At 52.7% G+C, this 17,400-nt stretch carries 23 protein-coding genes; all 23 read right to left on the bottom strand.

The features are described 5' to 3' along the window. Window positions 1-109: 109 nt before the first annotated feature. The 23 genes from N879_RS08490 to N879_RS08380 all read right to left on the bottom strand — a co-directional run bounded on the left by N879_RS08490 (window position 110) and on the right by N879_RS08380 (window position 17,331). Window positions 110-655, bottom strand: a complete 546-nt coding sequence (locus N879_RS08490; protein ID WP_009459970.1) for a flavin reductase family protein — start codon at window positions 653-655, stop codon at window positions 110-112. A 123-nt stretch (window positions 656-778) separates the two neighbouring features. Then, on the bottom strand, window positions 779-1,864 hold the full coding sequence (locus N879_RS08485) for an LLM class flavin-dependent oxidoreductase (RefSeq protein WP_009459972.1): 1,086 nt from the start codon (window positions 1,862-1,864) through the stop codon (window positions 779-781). 496 nt (window positions 1,865-2,360) lie between these two features. Further along, window positions 2,361-2,747 (bottom strand): 50S ribosomal protein L17, encoded by a 387-nt coding sequence (gene rplQ / locus N879_RS08480; RefSeq protein ID WP_003805334.1) that lies wholly within the window; start codon window positions 2,745-2,747, stop codon window positions 2,361-2,363. 202 nt (window positions 2,748-2,949) lie between these two features. Further along, entirely contained in the window at window positions 2,950-3,933 is a 984-nt protein-coding gene (locus tag N879_RS08475; RefSeq protein WP_003805337.1) for a DNA-directed RNA polymerase subunit alpha, read from the bottom strand. A gap of 153 nt (window positions 3,934-4,086) precedes the next feature. Beyond that, complete coding sequence (gene rpsD / locus N879_RS08470) at window positions 4,087-4,710, bottom strand: 30S ribosomal protein S4 (protein ID WP_009459976.1); 624 nt, start codon at window positions 4,708-4,710, stop codon at window positions 4,087-4,089. Window positions 4,711-4,721: 11 nt separating this feature from the next. Next, complete coding sequence (rpsK, locus tag N879_RS08465) at window positions 4,722-5,120, bottom strand: 30S ribosomal protein S11 (protein WP_003805343.1); 399 nt, start codon at window positions 5,118-5,120, stop codon at window positions 4,722-4,724. Between the two features lie 14 nt (window positions 5,121-5,134). Then, entirely contained in the window at window positions 5,135-5,500 is a 366-nt protein-coding gene (gene rpsM, locus N879_RS08460) for a 30S ribosomal protein S13 (protein ID WP_003805346.1), read from the bottom strand. 36 nt (window positions 5,501-5,536) lie between these two features. Further along, window positions 5,537-5,650 carry a 50S ribosomal protein L36 gene (gene rpmJ / locus N879_RS08455; RefSeq protein WP_003805360.1) on the bottom strand — a complete coding sequence of 38 codons (114 nt, stop codon included), beginning with the start codon at window positions 5,648-5,650 and terminating at the stop codon, window positions 5,537-5,539. A gap of 32 nt (window positions 5,651-5,682) precedes the next feature. Further along, window positions 5,683-5,901: a translation initiation factor IF-1 gene (gene infA / locus N879_RS08450; protein ID WP_003805361.1), complete on the bottom strand. Its 219-nt coding sequence runs from the start codon at window positions 5,899-5,901 to the stop codon at window positions 5,683-5,685. A 9-nt stretch (window positions 5,902-5,910) separates the two neighbouring features. Continuing rightward, a complete protein-coding gene (secY, locus tag N879_RS08445) occupies window positions 5,911-7,236 on the bottom strand; it encodes a preprotein translocase subunit SecY (RefSeq protein ID WP_003805363.1) in 1,326 nt (441 codons plus the stop codon). A gap of 12 nt (window positions 7,237-7,248) precedes the next feature. After that, on the bottom strand, window positions 7,249-7,689 hold the full coding sequence (gene rplO, locus N879_RS08440; protein ID WP_022983333.1) for a 50S ribosomal protein L15: 441 nt from the start codon (window positions 7,687-7,689) through the stop codon (window positions 7,249-7,251). Between the two features lie 11 nt (window positions 7,690-7,700). Then, window positions 7,701-7,886 carry a 50S ribosomal protein L30 gene (rpmD, locus tag N879_RS08435; RefSeq protein WP_003805366.1) on the bottom strand — a complete coding sequence of 62 codons (186 nt, stop codon included), beginning with the start codon at window positions 7,884-7,886 and terminating at the stop codon, window positions 7,701-7,703. A gap of 3 nt (window positions 7,887-7,889) precedes the next feature. Then, on the bottom strand, window positions 7,890-8,411 hold the full coding sequence (rpsE, locus tag N879_RS08430) for a 30S ribosomal protein S5 (RefSeq protein ID WP_003805367.1): 522 nt from the start codon (window positions 8,409-8,411) through the stop codon (window positions 7,890-7,892). A gap of 12 nt (window positions 8,412-8,423) precedes the next feature. Continuing rightward, window positions 8,424-8,777 carry a 50S ribosomal protein L18 gene (rplR, locus tag N879_RS08425; RefSeq protein ID WP_009459977.1) on the bottom strand — a complete coding sequence of 118 codons (354 nt, stop codon included), beginning with the start codon at window positions 8,775-8,777 and terminating at the stop codon, window positions 8,424-8,426. Between the two features lie 21 nt (window positions 8,778-8,798). Then, window positions 8,799-9,332, bottom strand: coding sequence for a 50S ribosomal protein L6 (gene rplF / locus N879_RS08420; protein WP_009459978.1), 534 nt, complete (start codon window positions 9,330-9,332; stop codon window positions 8,799-8,801). A gap of 12 nt (window positions 9,333-9,344) precedes the next feature. After that, entirely contained in the window at window positions 9,345-9,740 is a 396-nt protein-coding gene (gene rpsH / locus N879_RS08415) for a 30S ribosomal protein S8 (protein WP_009459979.1), read from the bottom strand. 11 nt (window positions 9,741-9,751) lie between these two features. After that, on the bottom strand, window positions 9,752-10,057 hold the full coding sequence (gene rpsN, locus N879_RS08410) for a 30S ribosomal protein S14 (RefSeq protein WP_003805371.1): 306 nt from the start codon (window positions 10,055-10,057) through the stop codon (window positions 9,752-9,754). 10 nt (window positions 10,058-10,067) lie between these two features. Continuing rightward, on the bottom strand, window positions 10,068-10,607 hold the full coding sequence (gene rplE, locus N879_RS08405) for a 50S ribosomal protein L5 (RefSeq protein ID WP_009459981.1): 540 nt from the start codon (window positions 10,605-10,607) through the stop codon (window positions 10,068-10,070). A 12-nt stretch (window positions 10,608-10,619) separates the two neighbouring features. Continuing rightward, on the bottom strand, window positions 10,620-10,940 hold the full coding sequence (gene rplX, locus N879_RS08400; RefSeq protein ID WP_003805373.1) for a 50S ribosomal protein L24: 321 nt from the start codon (window positions 10,938-10,940) through the stop codon (window positions 10,620-10,622). A gap of 13 nt (window positions 10,941-10,953) precedes the next feature. After that, window positions 10,954-11,322 (bottom strand): 50S ribosomal protein L14, encoded by a 369-nt coding sequence (gene rplN, locus N879_RS08395; RefSeq protein WP_003805375.1) that lies wholly within the window; start codon window positions 11,320-11,322, stop codon window positions 10,954-10,956. A gap of 278 nt (window positions 11,323-11,600) precedes the next feature. Further along, window positions 11,601-13,541: a bifunctional diguanylate cyclase/phosphodiesterase gene (locus tag N879_RS08390; RefSeq protein ID WP_031232581.1), complete on the bottom strand. Its 1,941-nt coding sequence runs from the start codon at window positions 13,539-13,541 to the stop codon at window positions 11,601-11,603. A gap of 101 nt (window positions 13,542-13,642) precedes the next feature. After that, complete coding sequence (locus N879_RS08385) at window positions 13,643-14,275, bottom strand: transglutaminase-like cysteine peptidase (RefSeq protein ID WP_009459986.1); 633 nt, start codon at window positions 14,273-14,275, stop codon at window positions 13,643-13,645. A gap of 227 nt (window positions 14,276-14,502) precedes the next feature. After that, the gene (locus N879_RS08380) at window positions 14,503-17,331 is read right to left on the bottom strand and encodes a VWA domain-containing protein (RefSeq protein WP_200914596.1); all 2,829 of its coding nucleotides are present in this window, start codon (window positions 17,329-17,331) and stop codon (window positions 14,503-14,505) included. Window positions 17,332-17,400: the final 69 nt, after the last annotated feature.

Raw genomic sequence — 17,400 nt, 5'->3', positions numbered from 1 at the left:
GCGATAAAAAAAGCTGTGCCTTAGTGTGGCACAGCCTCTTGCACTGCAACATCGAGACTATCCCTAGGCCCGGCTAAGGTGCCAAGACAGAGACAGCGATCCCGACGATTTACTGGCCCTGAAAACGGCCAAAACGTCCCTGCCAATACAGCAAAGGCGAATCCTGTGCCTGCTCGGCATGGTGCACCTGCAAGACACGGCCCAATACCAAAGCATGGCTATGACGTTCAATTACTTCCACGATCTGGCAGGCCAAAGCGGCAGGAGCTTGTCGTGCCAACCAGATACCGTGCTCGGTACGCAGCCAATCATGTCCGGCATAACGCGCATCGCCTTGCTCGCCTTTGAAACCGGCAAACTGCAAAGCCATGCCTGCCTGCTCGACACCCAGAATATTCACACCGAACAGGCCACTGTCACGCATTAAAGGCCAGGACGAGGAGCTTTGATTCACACAGACCAGTACCTCTGCCGGATCTGCGGCTACCGAGGTGACCGACGTTGCCGTCAGGCCGCTACGCTGGCCCTGGTGTTCGACCGTAATCACATTGGCCGTGCCACCCAGATGGCGCATAGCAAGTTTGAACTGCTCGGCAGAAACTCCAGGCGCGTGCAGCGCTTGGTCTGTCGGCAAGGAAGCCAATTCCACAGGCATGATTCACCCTTTTTTAATCTTATGGGCAGCACAGTCATCAGGACGGTGCTGCCTGCGTGGCGTACGTGAACTGGCTATCCCCCAGAGCAAACCCAAGCCTGCCCGATAGCCAGAAAATCGCTCTTAGCGAATGCCACGCTGCTGCAACAAAGGCAGCACAGTATCACGGAAATAAGGGAATTCCTTTACATAGTCCACAAAGGACAAGGTTGTTCCCCGGAAACCGGTTTCGTGCAACGCACACAAACCGTCAGCCACTTGCTCGGGCGTACCCACCAGCGGGAAGCCACCATGGCCCGCGGCCATACGCTCGCGAATCTGCTCCAGCAGCTCGTGCGGGAAGGAATGGGCGTGGGCAAACTGCAAATTCATCAGGTTATCCACGGCACCATTGTCGATATTGGCCATGATGCGTTCCCACTCGGCCTTGGCCTCGGCTTGCGTCGGACGGCAAACCACGTGCGAGAAGGTCATCACATCAACCTTGCGGCCTTGCGCTTGGCCTTGTGCCTTGAGTTCAGCCACTTCTTTCCTGGAGCGCTCCAACTCCATGGCAGGCGTGAACAGGAAGTTCGCGTTGCGGCTGGCGAACTCGCGGCCCTGACCGGAACCAGCGGCGTTAAAGATAGGTGGATCAAACTCAGGACGAGGATTGCCGTAGACGCCTTTGGCCTGAAAGTACTTGCCATCCCAATCGAAGCGACCGTCGTGGTGCCAGATCTTCTTGATCAGATCGAACCACTCTTGTGCATAGCCATAGCGGGTTTCGTGATCATCAGGCAACTTCACACCCAAAGCGTCGTACTCGGGCTTGTTCCAGCCAGCCACAATATTCAGACCGACACGGTTGCCGCTCATCTGCGCCATAGTGGCGATCTGCTTGGCGATCACAACGGGGTGGTTCGCAACGGTGTGCACAGTGGCAAACACGCTGATATTGCGAGTATTGGCCAGCAAGGCCGTCGCCCAGGTGACAGTTTCCAGTACATAGCCGTGGAAATCGGTTTCGCCACCGTAACCAATCCAACGGGCGATAGGCAGCATGAAGTCGATGCCAGCATCGTCCAGCAGCTTGCCCAACTTCAGATTGTTTTCCCACGTAGCCTGCCAGCGATCGGGCAAGGTCGATACCGTCATGCCACCACCGCAGTTGGTAGCAAAGGTTCCCAGCAGAAACTTATCGTGTGTGAGCAATGTATTCTGTGCCATCGCCAGTCTCCTGAAAATCGTTGTTCTTTACAGCTCACCACCATGGCGAAGCTGACATAGCGCAGATTTTAGGGATTGGCTTTACGGCCCACTATCGGATCACTGCCGGTTTTATCAATTGCCTGCAATTATTTGAACTTTAAAGCTCTACAGGCCACCCAACCTAGAAAAAACCCTTACATAACAGAGATTTGTCGTATTTTCAGAACTTTTTTCAATAGTCAAAGCACCCTGCTTTACACCTTCACACTGTACTGAAATGGAGTCCACGTTCTGGCTCAAGCCCACGCTTGGACTTATATGATGGGTAGGCTTGGCACTAAGCCTGGGGCAAAAGCAAAACGAAGGTGAGAAACAAGGCCAGCAGCAACAGCAGCAACAAGGTTAAGGCTTTCCCAAAAACGCCCAGCCCGTGATGAACAAAACCCCGCGCCGCCAATAAAAAAACGGACTCCTGAGAGTCCGTTTTCAATACTACTGTAGAAACAAGCGGCGCTTATTCAGCAGCGGCTTCTTCCTGAACTTCTGGACGATCCACCAGCTCCATGAATGCCATAGGAGCATTGTCACCCTGACGGAAACCCATTTTCAGGATGCGGGTGTAGCCGCCGTTACGCTCTTGGTAACGTGGGCCGAAAACTTCAAACAGCTTGGTCACTGCATCGCGGTCGCGCAGACGGGCGAAAGCCAGACGACGGTTTGCCAAGGTTGGGTTTTTAGCCAAAGTGATCAGAGGCTCAACCACACGGCGCAGCTCTTTAGCTTTAGGCAGGGTGGTTTTGATGGCTTCGTGAGTCAGCAGGGACACGGACATGTTGCGGAACATGGCCAAACGGTGGCTGCTGGTACGATTCAGTTTACGTAGACCGTGACGGTGACGCATGATGATTTTCCTAAATAATGAATCTAATTGGCACGCCGCTTATGCGACATGCGTAAATCCGGTTCTTCTATCAGCTAAGCTGCGGACCAGATGGACAGCGCAAAACAATAGCACATTTTCAGCCGCCACCTACACTTTTTGCAGGTGTACAACACCAGAAAAAGTGTAAGCGGCGTCTAAGTACGTCTGTCTTGCTTACTACTTATGGACGCTCAAGACCCAGTGGTGGCCAGTTTTCGAGCTTCATGCCCAAAGTCAGGCCACGTGCAGCCAACACTTCCTTGATTTCGTTCAAGGACTTGCGCCCCAGGTTTGGAGTCTTCAACAGTTCGTTCTCGGTACGCTGGATCAGATCGCCGATGTAGTAGATATTTTCGGCTTTCAGGCAGTTTGCGGAACGAACCGTCAGTTCCAGATCGTCGACAGGACGCAGCAACACAGGATCGATCTGTGGAGCGCCACGCACTGGAGCTTCGTAGGCATCGCCCACACCTTCCAGAGCAGCAAACACAGAGATTTGATCCATCAGGATGCGAGCGGACTGGCGCACGGCTTCCTCGGGCGAGATCACGCCGTTGGTTTCAATGTCCAGAACCAGCTTGTCCAGGTCAGTACGCTGTTCCACACGGGCGTTTTCGACCGCGTAGCTAACACGACGCACTGGGCTGTAGGAGGCATCCAGCACGATACGACCGATCGTGTGGGTGCGATCATCAGCCAGGGCGCGCACGTTACCAGGAACGTAGCCACGGCCTTGCTCAACCTTGATTTGCATTTCCAGCTTGCCGTCGTCGGTCAAGGTGGCAATCACATGATTGGGGTTGATGATTTCAACGTCGTGCGGCAATTCGATGTCGCTGGCCAGAACTTGGCCGGCGCCTTCCTTGCGCAGGATCAGGGTAACTTCTTCACGGCTGTGCAGCTTGAAGACCACGCCCTTCAGGTTCATCAAGATATCAACCACGTCCTCGCCCACGCCTGGCAGCGTGGAGTACTCGTGCACCACACCGGTAATCTGCACTTCAGTGGGTGCATAGCCGGTCATGGAGGACAGCAAGATACGACGCAGTGCGTTGCCCAGAGTGTGGCCGTAGCCGCGCTCGAAAGGCTCCATGATCACCTTGGCGTGATTTTTGCTGATCGGTTCAACTTCGATGGAACGGGGTTTCAAAAAACCTTGAGACATTCGATTTCCTTTTCAATACCCTCGGCTCGTTACACCGATAAGGCTGACGGAAACTGGCAAAGCCAGCGGGATAGTATCGCAAAGCCCACTTGCCGAAAATCGGGAAGTGGGCCTGCGATTACTGCATTGCGTAAGAGGTCTTCGCGTACAAAATTAACGCGAGTACAACTCAACAACCAGCGATTCGTTGATGTCTTGAGCGACATCAGCGCGATCAGGAGCTTGCTTGAACACGCCGGACAGCTTGGCGGTGTCAACTTCTACCCACTGAGGCAAGCCAATGCCCGTAGCCAGATCCAGGGATTCTTTGATACGGCCTTGGGATTTAGCTTTTTCGCGCACGGAAACAACGTCACCAGCCTTGATCAGCATGGAAGCGATGTCAGCGGTGTGACCGTTGACTTCGATTGCACGGTGGTTCACCAGCTGACGTGCTTCTGCACGTGTAGAGCCAAAGCCCATGCGGTAAACCACGTTGTCCAGACGCGATTCCAGCAATTGAATCAGCGTTTCACCGGTGTTGCCACGACGGCGGTCAGCTTCAACGTAGTACTTGCGGAACTGCTTTTCCAGCACGCCGTACATACGCTTGAGCTTTTGCTTTTCGCGCAGCTGCAGACCGAAGTCAGACGTACGAGCACCGGAGGTGCGGCCGTGCTGACCAGGACGCGATTCCAGTTTGCACTTGGAATCCAGCGAGCGACGGGCGCTCTTCAAAAACAGATCGGTACCCTCGCGACGCGAGAGCTTGCATTTTGGTCCAATATAACGAGCCACTTCGCTTCCCCTTAGATGCGACGACGCTTGGGCGGACGGCAGCCGTTATGCGGAACCGGTGTGATGTCTGCAATGCTGGTGATCTTGATACCCAGAGCATTCAGAGCACGCACAGACGATTCACGGCCTGGACCGGGGCCCTTGATGCGAACTTCAAGATTTTTAATACCGTATTCCATGGCAGTACGGCCGGCTGTTTCAGCGGCAACCTGCGCGGCAAACGGCGTGGATTTACGAGAGCCTTTAAAGCCCGCGCCACCCGACGTAGCCCAGGACAATGCGTTGCCCTGACGGTCAGTAATGGTGATGATCGTGTTGTTAAAAGAAGCGTGGACGTGAGCAATCCCGTCCGACACGCTTTTTTTGACTTTCTTGCGTGCGCGTGAAGCGCTGCTAGAAGCTTTGGCCATCTTCTATTCCTCGATTATTTCTTCAGGGACGCGGCGGCGCGACGCGGACCTTTACGGGTGCGAGCGTTAGTGCGTGTACGTTGGCCGCGCACTGGCAGACCGCGACGATGACGCATGCCACGGTAAGTTCCCAAGTCAGCCAAACGCTTGATCGAGAGCTGAACTTCACGACGCAGGTCACCTTCTACGGTGAACAGGCCGATCTGTTCGCGAATGCGCTCGAGTTCCGCGTCGGTCAGATCTTTGACCTTCTTGGAGTATTCAATACCCGATGCTTCGCAAATCTTGCGAGCGCGGGTGCGACCGATGCCGAAAATCGCGGTAAGACCGATTTCGGCGTGTTGATGCGGCGGGATGTTAATGCCGGCAATACGGGCCATGGTTATTCCTTGTTAAATCGGTTGCGTTTCGGCAACTTAGCCTTGACGCTGCTTATGACGTGGATCGGTGCAGATGACACGCACCACGCCATGACGTTTAATGATTTTGCAGTTGCGGCAGATCCGCTTTACTGATGCCATTACCTTCATGGTTTGACTCCTAGTTTCCTGTAACCGGCCGCTTATTTGGAGCGGAACACAATTCGTGCTCGGGATAGATCATAGGGCGTGAGCTCCACAGTGACCTTATCGCCCGGCAGAATCCGGATATAGTGCATACGCATTTTGCCTGAAATGTATCCGAGCACTACGTGACCATTTTCCAGCTTGACGCGAAAAGTTGCGTTGGGAAGGTTCTCAAGAACCTGTCCCTGCATTTGAATGACGTCGTCCTTTGCCATTTTCGTGAATTACCGCATCGGCAAGCTCGAGCCTTTGAAGTTAGCCTTCTTGAGCAGCGAGTCGTATTGTTGTGACATGACATAGGCCTGGGCCTGCGCCATGAAGTCCATGGTTACTACAACAATAATCAGCAAGGATGTGCCGCCAAAATAGAACGGTACATTCCAGCGCATTTGCAAGAACTCTGGTACCAAACACACCAAGGTAATGTAGATCGCACCGGCCAAAGTCAGACGCATCAAGATCTTGTCGATATAACGCGCTGTCTGATCACCGGGACGAATCCCTGGTACGAAGGCTCCACTCTTTTTCAGGTTGTCTGCAGTTTCGCGGCTGTTGAACACCAGGGCCGTGTAGAAAAAGCAGAACAAAATGATCAGCGCGGAGAACAAAGTAATGTAAAGCGGCTGACGCGGCGACAAAGCAGCCTCGATTTCACGCAACCAACCCAGACCGGGTGTGCTGGAGAACCAATTAGCAATTGTCGCTGGCAACAGAATGATGGACGAAGCGAAGATCGGAGGGATCACGCCAGCCATGTTCAGTTTCAGCGGCAAATGCGAGCTTTGACCACCATAGATACGGTTACCTACTTGCCGTTTGGCGTAGTTGACCGTGATACGACGCTGACCACGCTCGACAAAGACGACGAAGTACGTGACGGCGGCTACTAAAACGAGGATAAACAGTGCCGATAGAATCGACATGGAATCCGTACGCACCAGATCAAGCATACCGCCCAAAGCATTAGGCAGACCCGCTACGATACCGGCGAAGATCAGGATGGAAATACCATTACCCAATCCACGTTCAGTGATTTGTTCACCCAGCCACATGACGAACATGGTGCCAGTGACCAGTGTTACCACTGTCGTGAAGCGAAACAGCATCCCTGGGTCGATAACCAGACCGGGCTGCGATTCTAGAGCGATGGAAATCCCAACTCCCTGGAACAAAGCCAAAAAGACCGTTCCGTAACGGGTGTATTGCGTGATCTTGCGACGACCCGACTCACCCTCTTTCTTGATTGCTTCCAGCGTGGGCACCACAGCGGTCATCAATTGCATGATGATGGACGCAGAGATGTAGGGCATGATTCCCAGTGCGAACACTGAGAATCGCTCTAAAGCACCACCGGAGAACATATTAAACAAACCCAGAATACCACTCTGGTTTTGAGTAAACAGTTCGGACAAGGCATCAGGATTGATGCCTGGTACCGGAATGTGCGTACCCAAGCGGTAGACAATCAGGGCGAGCAACAGGAAAACGAGACGACGTTTCAAATCGCCGTAGCGCGGACCCGACTTACTCTGTGCCTGAGCTTTTGCCACCGTGACCCCTTTTTATTCCAGCGAGCCGCCGGCTGCTTCGATCGCGGCGCGAGCGCCGGCCGTTGCATTAATGCCTTTCAGCGCAACTTTACGGGAAAGTTCACCGGACTTGATGACTTTAGCGTAACGCACCATTTGGCCAACCACGCCAGCCTGCTTCAGTGCCTGGACGTCGATAACTTCGGCATCCATTTTTTGCAGTTCGGACAGACGTACTTCTGCGTACAGGTGGTCGTCCAGGGTGGTGAAACCACGCTTGGGCAAACGACGTTGCAAAGGCATTTGACCGCCTTCGAAACCGACTTTATGAAAACCACCCGAGCGGGATTTCTGGCCTTTATGACCACGTCCGCCGGTTTTGCCCAAGCCGGAACCGACACCGCGACCAACACGACGTGCTGCGTGTTTGGCGCCAGCGGCGGGCTTGAGATTGTTCAATTGCAATTCAGACATCCCGATTCCTTTCAGGCTTCCGAGACCGTAACCAGATAATCCACCTTGCGGATCATCCCACGAACCTCAGGAGTATCAACCAATACACGGCTGGTGTTGACTCGGCGCAGACCCAGGCCGCGAACGGTGTCGCGATGGCTTTGCTTTGTGCCGATGACCGAACGCACCAACGTAACTTTGATTTGTTTCTGTGCCATGACTTACCCCAGAATTTCTTCAACTGTCTTGCCGCGCTTGGCAGCAATGTCAGCAGGTGTCGAGCAAGCACGCAAACCGTTCAATGTAGCGCGAACCATGTTGTATGGGTTGCTGGAACCCAGGCTCTTGGCTACGACGTTGCGCACGCCCATCACTTCGAAGATAGCGCGCATTGGGCCACCGGCGATAACGCCAGTACCTTCAGCTGCGGGAGAGATCAGAACGGTGGCTGCACCGTGCTTACCAACTACGGTGTGATGCAAGGTGCCGTTCTTCAGAGGCACTTTGATCAGACCACGACGGGCCTGTTCCATTGCCTTCTGAACAGCAACGGGTACTTCGCGGGCCTTGCCCTTACCCATGCCGATGCGACCATCGCCATCACCGACCACGGCCAGCGAAGCAAAGCTCATGGTGCGACCACCTTTAACGACTTTGCTGACGCGGTTGACCGCAATCATCTTTTCTTTCAGGCCGTCATCGCGCTCTTGCTCTGGAGCCTGTCTGCCTTGTGCTTTAGCCATTTGATAATTCCTTTAGAATTTCAAGCCGGCTTCACGCGCGGCCTCGGCCAGCGCTTTCACGCGGCCATGGTAACGGAAGCCCGAGCGGTCAAAAGCAACCGTCTCGATGCCCGCAGCCTTCGCCTTTTCGGCGACGCGCTTGCCAACCAGGCTGGCTGCCGCTACGTTGCTGCCAACGGCCAATTCTTTGCGAACTTCGGTCTCGACAGTGGAAGCACTGACCAGAACGCGGTCGCCTTCGGGCGAGATGATGCTCGCGTAAATATGCGTATTCGTGCGATGCACCGACAGGCGGTGTACGCGCAGCTCGGCGATCTTGCGGCGAGTAGCCACTGCACGACGCATACGGGATTGTTTCTTGTCCATGATTCGTCCTTGCCTGCGGGCTTATTTCTTCTTGGTTTCCTTGAGGATGACGCGTTCGCCGACGTAACGTACACCTTTGCCTTTGTAAGGCTCTGGTGGACGATAGCCACGAATTTCTGCGGCAACCTGACCAACCACCTGCTTGTTCGAGCCCTTGATCACGACTTCCGTCGGAGTTGGGCACTCGGCTTTGATGCCTTCAGGCAGGTCGTGCACGATGTCGTGCGAGAAACCCAGTTGCAACTTCAAGGCATTACCCTGGACGGAGGCACGGAAGCCCACGCCAACCAGACTCAGCTTGCGTTCGAAACCGGCGCTCACGCCAACAACCATGTTGTTGACCAGTTGGCGCACGGTGCCGGACATTGCGTTTGCGTGACGAGTTTCGTTCGCAGGCACAAAAGACAGCTGACCGTCTTGAAGTTCAATAGTGACGTCGCCAGTCAGAGTTTGAACCAAAGTGCCCAGAGGGCCTTTGACCGTGATCTGATCAGCGGCAATGGTCGTTTCTACGCCTTTAGGCAGGGAAACGGGATACTTAGCGATACGTGACATATGATGTTCTCCTTATGCCACGTAGCACAGCACTTCGCCACCGACGCCAGCTGCACGTGCTTTGCGATCGGTCATCACGCCGCGAGACGTGGACACGATAGCAACACCCAAGCCGTTCATGACTTGAGGGATGTGTGTGCTGCCTTTGTAGATGCGCAGTCCAGGACGCGAAACGCGGTCGATGCGCTCGATGACTGGCTGGCCGGCATAGTATTTCAGGGTGACTTCCAGTTCTGGCTTGGCTTTTTCGCCAACGATACGGAAATCTTCGATGTAGCCTTCGTCTTTCAGCACAGCAGCAATAGCTGCTTTCAGCTTCGAGGAGGGCATGCTGACCGATGTCTTGTTGACCATTTGCGCGTTACGCACGCGGGTCAACATATCGGCGATTGGATCGCTCATGCTCATGTGTATTTCTCCTACCAGCTGGCCTTGGTCATACCGGGGATCTCGCCGCGCATTGCCATTTCGCGCACTTTATGGCGAGTCAAACCGAATTTCTTGAAAACACCACGAGGGCGACCGGTGATAACGCAGCGGTTGCGTTGACGGGTCGGGTTCGCGTTGCGTGGCAATTGTTGCAACTGCAAACGAGCTTCGTAGCGCTCTTCGTCAGACTTGGACTGGTCGTCAATGATCGCTTTCAGTGCTGCACGCTTGGCGGCGAATTTCTCAGCCAGCTTGGCGCGCTTGATGTCGCGATTGATGAGGGAAAGTTTAGCCACGTTGCGCCCCTTAGTTGCGGAACGGGAAGCTGAACGCGCTAAGCAGCGCCTTGGCCTCTTCGTCCGTCTTGGCAGAAGTAGTGATGCTGATGTTCAGACCACGCACTGCGTCGATTTTGTCGTACTCGATTTCGGGGAAAATGATTTGCTCTTTAACCCCCATGTTGTAGTTGCCACGGCCGTCAAACGCACGACCCGACACACCACGGAAGTCACGAACGCGTGGCAGAGCCACAGCGACCAGACGATCCAGGAATTCGTACATGCGTTGACCGCGCAGGGTCACCATACAACCGATCGGGTAATCTTCGCGAATCTTAAAACCGGCAATAGCTTTGCGGGTTTTCGTGATAACGGGCTTCTGACCAGCAATTTTGGTCATGTCCGATACCGCGTTCTCGATAATCTTCTTGTCAGCAACCGCTTCCGAGACACCCATGTTCAGAGTGATCTTGGTGATGCGGGGTACTTCCATAATGCTCTTGTACTCGAACTGCTTTTGCAGATCGGCAACCACTTTTTCGCGGTAGAACTCTTGTAAACGTGCCATGTTATCCGCCCCTTAAGCCTTGGCGCCAACGGCTTTGCCGCTGGAACGATAAACACGCGTCTTCTGACCGTCGATCACCTGGATACCAACGCGGTCGCCCTTGCCGGTTTCCGGGTTGAACAGTGCAACGTTCGAGATGTGGATAGGCATGGTCTTGTCGACGATACCACCCTGCGTGCCAGCCATAGGATTGGCTTTAACGTGTTTTTTGACTACGTTGATGCCTTCCACGATGACGTGGTCTGCATCGACGCGTTGCAGTACTGTGCCACGGCGTTTTTTATCACGGCCGGTCAGCACAATAACTTCGTCGCCTTTACGAATTTTTTGCATTTTTTCGCGCTCCTTACAGCACTTCGGGAGCCAAGGACACGATCTTCATGAACTTCTCGGTACGCAGTTCACGCGTAACGGGTCCGAAGATACGGGTGCCGATGGGTTCCAGCTTGGCATTGAGCAATACGGCGGCATTGCCACCGAAACGAATCAGCGAACCGTCTTTACGGCGCACGCCCTTAGCGGTACGAACCACTACAGCGTTGTAGATTTCGCCTTTTTTGACGCGTCCGCGCGGGGCCGCTTCTTTAACGGTAACTTTGATGATGTCACCAATTGCGGCATAACGGCGCTTCGAGCCGCCCAGCACCTTGATGCACATTACGGAACGCGCACCTGTGTTGTCGGCCACGTCCAGCGTGGTCTGCATTTGAATCATGATTTTTCCTGTTCCAACTTAATTGCAACGATCCAGTCAAAATGACTGGGTCACACAACCAGTTTTGGTCCCGTCAGATTCGGATCCAGCCAGTTCGATACCGTAAACCCGATCTCGATCTGGTCCGGCAAGCCGAACCCTAGGTTGAAATCTTGCGAGAGACAAAACGTTGTATTACCAACTTCAATCCGGATAGGCGACTAAGCCTCTCCGGTCAAAATAAAGAGGTAAGCCACATATACTAGCAAATAAACCCCAGAAAAACAAGGATTTATTTGCTAAGGCCTTGGCACGACGGCGTTTTCACGCAACAGCTCGTCCAGCTGGGCACTATTGCTGCCTCGGGTTACCCGGCGCAAACCTATCCCCAATTCCTGCAGGCTCTGCAGGAACGCTGTCAGCAAATGTCGGCCACCCACCTCGGCCTGCAGCGTCTGGGCGCGCTCATCGTCCAGGACAATATATTTGAGTGCCATCATGTGCAACCACAGAATCGATTCGGGCTGCTCCAGAACACGACGCAGACCAAATTGCACACCCAAGGGCCGCAATTTATCCACGAAAGCAACCGTTTCCACATCGTGCTCACTCAGACAATAAGCATCCAGTTCAATAATCAGACGCCGCGTCTTGTCACCGGCCTTGGCCAGAACCTCAGCCACCTGATCTGCAAATCCAGGCTTGATCACCGATGCCCAGGAGACACGGACACTCAAACTGCCCTCGTTATCGGCTAACCAGTCGCTTGCCAGCTCCATCGTACGCAAGTCACACTGCCCCGACAGACCCAGACGCACCGCCACCGGAATGAACAAATAGGCAGGCAAACTGGCCTGTCCCGGTTGCTCGGGCAACAAATTCAGGGTTGCATCGTGAATCTGGCCCGCTTGCCCCCAGACTTCAACGCCCGGCTTCACACTCAATTCAATCCGGCCCTGCTCCAGACCACGCTCAATACGTGAATGCCATTCCTGCTCACCAATGGAAGAGCTCGCCTCGGAGTGAACCCCTTCAGACGGACGGTATTCCACTTCCTGATGCCCTGCCCCTTCGGCGCGCATCAAGGCATTGTCCAAACGCGTCATCACGGCGCTGAGCGAGTCCTGACCTTCATAGTTCGTCATCGCCATGGACCAACGGCACAAACTGCCATCGGGCAGAGGCTGGCGCAATTCCTGCAAGGCAGTACGCAGTTCCTGGGCAAAGCCCATCACTTGAGGACCCATCTGGCCCTTGAGCAGCACGATAAAATCAGAACCATTCAAGCGCGCCAGATTGCCCGCGTCCATGCCATTTTTCTGCAATAGCTCCGTACAACGCTGAGTCACCAGCTTCAGCCAGGCATCCACCGCGTCACGAGATAGGGAGGTATTCAATGGCAGCAAGTCCCGCTGACGGAATAACAGCACATGGCCGCCCTCTTCCTGTTGCAGCACCTGACGGAACATATTCACGAAGTACTTGCGATTGGCCAGGCCCGTGACCGGATCGCAGTTCAACTCCAGCTGTAACTGCTCGATTCGGGCATTTTGCTCCTGGCTGCTGACACGAATACGTTTTTGCACCGTGCTTAAGGTATGCGTGACGGCTTCCAGCTCGGGGATCGTGCGCACTTTCTTGCGGCTGGGTACAGACTCGCTTTGATCCATCTGTTGCAGCTCGAACTGGACGTGTTCACGCAAAGCCCGGCGCAACCAGGCCATGACCATCAATACAAACACACCCCAGGCAACCCCGGCGCCCAGCACCAACAAGGTGACGCGCACAAAGCTTTTCCACAAACTGGCGCGGGCGTACTCGTCAGCAGGTTTTACTTCGATCGTACCAATCTGATTCCAGCCATTACTGACATGAGCCGAGGCCACGGGTACATCAATCGGCAAAGAGTTGGCGAACCACGCGGGCGAAGATCCGCTGATCTGTGTTTCTTGCTGAGCACTACGCTCCACCAGGACCGTATCGGAGGTGTCAATAAAGCGGATACGCTCAAACTGCCCGGTATCGTACAAGGCGGCAATCAAAAGCTCCTGCGTCACCGGGTCCTGGTTGCTGGGCTGGGACAAGGTCAAGGCCAGCGAAGTCGCGGCCGACTCACCCTGCGCCTGCAACTGACTGCTTAAATACTGCCTTGCCGAGTCGACGCTGAACCACAGCGTGCCAATCAAGATAGCAAGAATCGCGCACGAGACACTTAGCAGGAGCTGTTTAAGTAAAGACATAGCGCTTCCGTATATTCCATAAATTCTGGTCTAGCCCACCCGACAAGGGTGTCCTGAGGTCTGTTTCCATTTGGTGCTCTAGCCCAAGGGCCGGCACATCATCAAGGAACAAAACCTTCCTTACGCATTTTTTCCAACAAACCACGCCACCGGCTGATACTGTCCACCGAACCTTTCTGGGCATTACCCACATACACCCCTTGCGAATTGAAGCTGAACACAGGGGTCAAATCAGGACGCTGGCTGGCGGGGCGAATAGAGCCACTTAAATTATCCAGCAGCAAAGGCTCGGCCTGGGGCGTGGGATAGTAGCCCAGAACCATGTGCGCAATGCTTTGCCCACCTACTTGAGCCCGCACGTAAATCAGTCGCAGTTTTTCATTGGGCACACCCAAGTGCAACAAGGAAAAATACTTGCCGATGACAAAGTCCTCACAGTCACCCGCCGCTTTGCCCAAAGTCTCGATGGGCGTGGCCCAATAGTCCAGCTGGCCCCAAATATGAATGTCCTCGCCAGCCATCACATTCATATTCCAGAAATCATTGACGGCCTCCAGCTGACGACGCTCGCTTAAACCACGGGCGGACTCCAGATTGGCCATCCACCGATCCACGGCAGTCCCGGCACGGGCCCCAAAGCGGGAAACGGCGGTCTGGCGAATCTTGCTGACCTCGAACTGCAAGGCAGGCGCCGACAAGGGCAGCCACACCACAACCAGCAGTGCGACCAGCACAAACAGCGCAATCCTAGATCGAAGAAAAAGGCGTAGCCAGGCAAGAGACAAGAGCACGTCAATCCCAAATAAGCAAATCCTTATAACGGCGTTATAGCTTGCCTATTTAGTGAACGCTTGGCAATCGACAAAATTAAGACCTTTAATATGAACTGCCCCCCAAAAAATTGGATGTTAATCCAAGCTTTGGGGGGCAGTTCAATACTGCAAACCTTCTTAACTACTACTTACTGATCGATATTCAACTTACCTTGTTGAATCAAGTTTTTAATCAGATCAGACTGGGATGCCTGTCCATCACCAACCAGATTCACACCATCGAACTCAATAATCTGGTTGGCGTTGTCACCCTGACTACCCAACTGACCTTTGGTGTTGATACTAAGAACCGTCTTATTGCTAGAACTATCAAAGTTCAGCTGCAAGTACTCGTCCAGATTCCCGGAGTTAATGCCAGAGCCCTTCAGCATATCCGCCAGATCAATCTTATCCTCACCAAACTTGCTGCCAGCACCCATGCCAAAGTTATAAACCGTGTCACGGGCAGGTAGGTCAACTGTTCCTTCGTCATTGGCCAACCAAGCGAAGGTGTCATTGCCCGTGCCGCTAAACAGCTTGTCGTTGCCTTGACCACCGACCAGTACGTTTGTTCCAGACTGGGCGTACAGAATGTCATCCCCTGCACCGGCGTACAAATGATCATTACCTGCTCCTGCAAACAAAATGTCGTTGCCCGAGCCGGAGCTAATCAGATCACTGCCGCCCTGTGTTGTATCCAAAACATTGAATTTGCCATGATTTGCCAACAAGAAATCGTAAATCTTAGCGTTATCAATATCTTTGATAGAGTCCAAACCTTCGCTACGTGCAATAAAGTACTTCAACGAATCCAAACCGCCTGACGGAACATCTTTTAAATTTACACCCAAACCCGCCCAATCCAGCTTGCTGGTATCAATAGCATCGCCAAAGATAATGTTATTACCACCTGCTGTCGCGTCAATAACATCGTCGCCCACGGCTGCAAGCTCAGTAATATCTTTGGCACCTTGTAAAGCAGCTGCCAACTCTTCGGCAGTCATAACTATTTGAGGCTGGCCAGCCATACCAGACACTGTCTTCCAGTTACCTTTGTAATCCTGCGTCCAAACAGTCTGCACACCCTGCTTATCAGTATTATCAAAGAACTTCAGATAGTTTTCCGACACTCCTGAACCGATACCAATTCCATAAACTTTTCCTTTATTGCTCAGTGCTTCAAAAGAGTTAATCGCCTCATTTAAGTCCTCATACTCAGTAGAAGCACCAGTTGAAGAGGTGTTCTTATTGTTAAAAGTAGGATTACCATCAGTCAAAAAGAACGTCAAATTCTCGTAGTTTTTGCCTGTTGTAAACCCACTATTATTTTGAGTATTAAACCAATCAACAGCCTTTCGGAAAGCATCATCATAATTCGTTCCACCCTCTGCTGTTAGCTTGTTAATAGCTGAAATCAATGACTGAACATTACCTGTGTTCAGGTTATTCAACTTGAACTCCAACTTGGCGTTTGTATGGAAATCGACCAGACTGATATTCACTTGGCCATCATGCTCTGCCAAATCAGTCACTAATTTAATTAATGCTTCCTTCATCAGCATTTCGCGAGACATCACGGCGCCTTTTTTCACCGACTTCCACTCGCCATTAACCCAATCTTTTCCAGAAGTTTTCCAGTAAGAACCTGAAGGATTTTTCATACTGCCCGACGTATCAACAACCAAAGCAATATTGTAGTTCTTACCAGGCTCAACCGAGGTCACTGTACCACCGTGGTCGCCAATCAGAAGGTCATCACCCTGACCACCAATGAGCTTGCCACCACTGTTGCCATCCTCGATGACTTTACCGTGGTTCAAGGTCAAATTGACAGGTACATCCACACTCTCAAAGTTACCGTTCACTTCAAGAACATTGGCTACTAGGTCTTTAGAACCGTCTGTCTCAACAGTGACAAAGCCCTTACCCTCCCTATCCAGCTGGACGTCATGCACCTTCCCATCAATCTCTACCTTCGCAGTAGGGAAGCTTGTTTTGAAATCGTACTTGCTAGGATCAGGTGGGTTAGAGGTCTGGATATCAAAACGCACCTCTGTCTTAGTGCCTGGAAGCGTAGAAGCATCTTCCGTGACTTCCTTATACTTAATCGAGTGAACCAAATAATCGTCATCAGTACCCACAGCAGTAAACTCAGCTTTCGTAAAGTTCAAACCGCTGCCTGGCTCAAATGTATAAGCCAAATCAACTTTATCAGAACCACCTGGCACTTTTTCGGTTCTCATCACTTTGCCCTTGGCATCGTAATAAGTCAGTATCGCTTCGGTCTCGTTCTTGCCTTCGGTAATAATGGCCCAACCCACAGATTTACCGTCCGCACCAAAAAATTCAACTTTAGCTTTCTCTGTATTAGCACGCCAGGCGAACTGAACCTCAAAGGTTTTCACCTCTTTGTTGAATTCAACAGTCAGCTTCTCACTCTTTTTGCTGCTCTGATCAAACCCAAGTTCTGCATTATCACCTGAAGCGGCACCAGACACACCAAAGCCATCATGATCGGTTCCCTTAATAGTGGAGATGTTAGCGGGCTTACCATTGGCACCGGTAGCGGTTACCTTGAAGTCAGTCGAGGAGCGGACATTCTCAACAGTAATTTCTGAAGTCTTTGTGACTGTTGCCTTAATGGAAACCGTTGTAACGTCAAAATCGTCCTTAACAACAGTGTTAGCAGACTTATCGCTACCCACTGTCACAGAGTTAAAGCTGCCATTTGTATCAACGACATCTTTAATCGTGACAGTAATGCTCTCGTCACTCTCTTTATAGACGTCATCAACCGTTGGCACTTCAAACGAGACTTGAGAATTGCCACCAATCACAGTAATGCTATCAGGACGGCCTAACGTATCAGCATTATTAGCGGCTGCACCACTCCAATCCAGCTTCACTTCAACGCTGTTTCCAGCAGGCACCTTCACCTCATTGCCCGCGCCATCAACTAGTTTCACTGTGTAACGCAAGACCCCACCTTCGGAAACACTTGCCTGATCTACGCTGACCACTGCGTAAATGGGACTTGTGTCGGTGAC

It is taken from the genome of Alcaligenes sp. EGD-AK7 (assembly GCF_000465875.3).
GTDB classification, from domain to species: Bacteria; Pseudomonadota; Gammaproteobacteria; order Burkholderiales; family Burkholderiaceae_B; genus Alcaligenes; species Alcaligenes phenolicus.
The sequence above is the reverse complement of the archived record's forward strand: the minus strand, read 5'-3'. Positions and strand labels throughout refer to the sequence as shown.

What these genes read in the sequence shown, in the direction of transcription:
- N879_RS08490 (WP_009459970.1), bottom strand. Translation starts at nt 655, where the DNA reads ATGCCTGTGGAATTGGCTTCCTTGCCGACAGACCAAGCGCTGCACGCG.
- N879_RS08485 (WP_009459972.1), bottom strand. Translation starts at nt 1,864, where the DNA reads ATGGCACAGAATACATTGCTCACACACGATAAGTTTCTGCTGGGAACC.
- rplQ (WP_003805334.1), bottom strand. Translation starts at nt 2,747, where the DNA reads ATGCGTCACCGTCACGGTCTACGTAAACTGAATCGTACCAGCAGCCAC.
- N879_RS08475 (WP_003805337.1), bottom strand. Translation starts at nt 3,933, where the DNA reads ATGTCTCAAGGTTTTTTGAAACCCCGTTCCATCGAAGTTGAACCGATC.
- rpsK (WP_003805343.1), bottom strand. Translation starts at nt 5,120, where the DNA reads ATGGCCAAAGCTTCTAGCAGCGCTTCACGCGCACGCAAGAAAGTCAAA.
- rpsM (WP_003805346.1), bottom strand. Translation starts at nt 5,500, where the DNA reads ATGGCCCGTATTGCCGGCATTAACATCCCGCCGCATCAACACGCCGAA.
- rpmJ (WP_003805360.1), bottom strand. Translation starts at nt 5,650, where the DNA reads ATGAAGGTAATGGCATCAGTAAAGCGGATCTGCCGCAACTGCAAAATC.
- infA (WP_003805361.1), bottom strand. Translation starts at nt 5,901, where the DNA reads ATGGCAAAGGACGACGTCATTCAAATGCAGGGACAGGTTCTTGAGAAC.
- rplO (WP_022983333.1), bottom strand. Translation starts at nt 7,689, where the DNA reads ATGTCTGAATTGCAATTGAACAATCTCAAGCCCGCCGCTGGCGCCAAA.
- rpmD (WP_003805366.1), bottom strand. Translation starts at nt 7,886, where the DNA reads ATGGCACAGAAACAAATCAAAGTTACGTTGGTGCGTTCGGTCATCGGC.
- rpsE (WP_003805367.1), bottom strand. Translation starts at nt 8,411, where the DNA reads ATGGCTAAAGCACAAGGCAGACAGGCTCCAGAGCAAGAGCGCGATGAC.
- rplR (WP_009459977.1), bottom strand. Translation starts at nt 8,777, where the DNA reads ATGGACAAGAAACAATCCCGTATGCGTCGTGCAGTGGCTACTCGCCGC.
- rplF (WP_009459978.1), bottom strand. Translation starts at nt 9,332, where the DNA reads ATGTCACGTATCGCTAAGTATCCCGTTTCCCTGCCTAAAGGCGTAGAA.
- rpsH (WP_009459979.1), bottom strand. Translation starts at nt 9,740, where the DNA reads ATGAGCATGAGCGATCCAATCGCCGATATGTTGACCCGCGTGCGTAAC.
- rplE (WP_009459981.1), bottom strand. Translation starts at nt 10,607, where the DNA reads ATGGCACGTTTACAAGAGTTCTACCGCGAAAAAGTGGTTGCCGATCTG.
- rplX (WP_003805373.1), bottom strand. Translation starts at nt 10,940, where the DNA reads ATGCAAAAAATTCGTAAAGGCGACGAAGTTATTGTGCTGACCGGCCGT.
- rplN (WP_003805375.1), bottom strand. Translation starts at nt 11,322, where the DNA reads ATGATTCAAATGCAGACCACGCTGGACGTGGCCGACAACACAGGTGCG.
- N879_RS08390 (WP_031232581.1), bottom strand. Translation starts at nt 13,541, where the DNA reads ATGTCTTTACTTAAACAGCTCCTGCTAAGTGTCTCGTGCGCGATTCTT.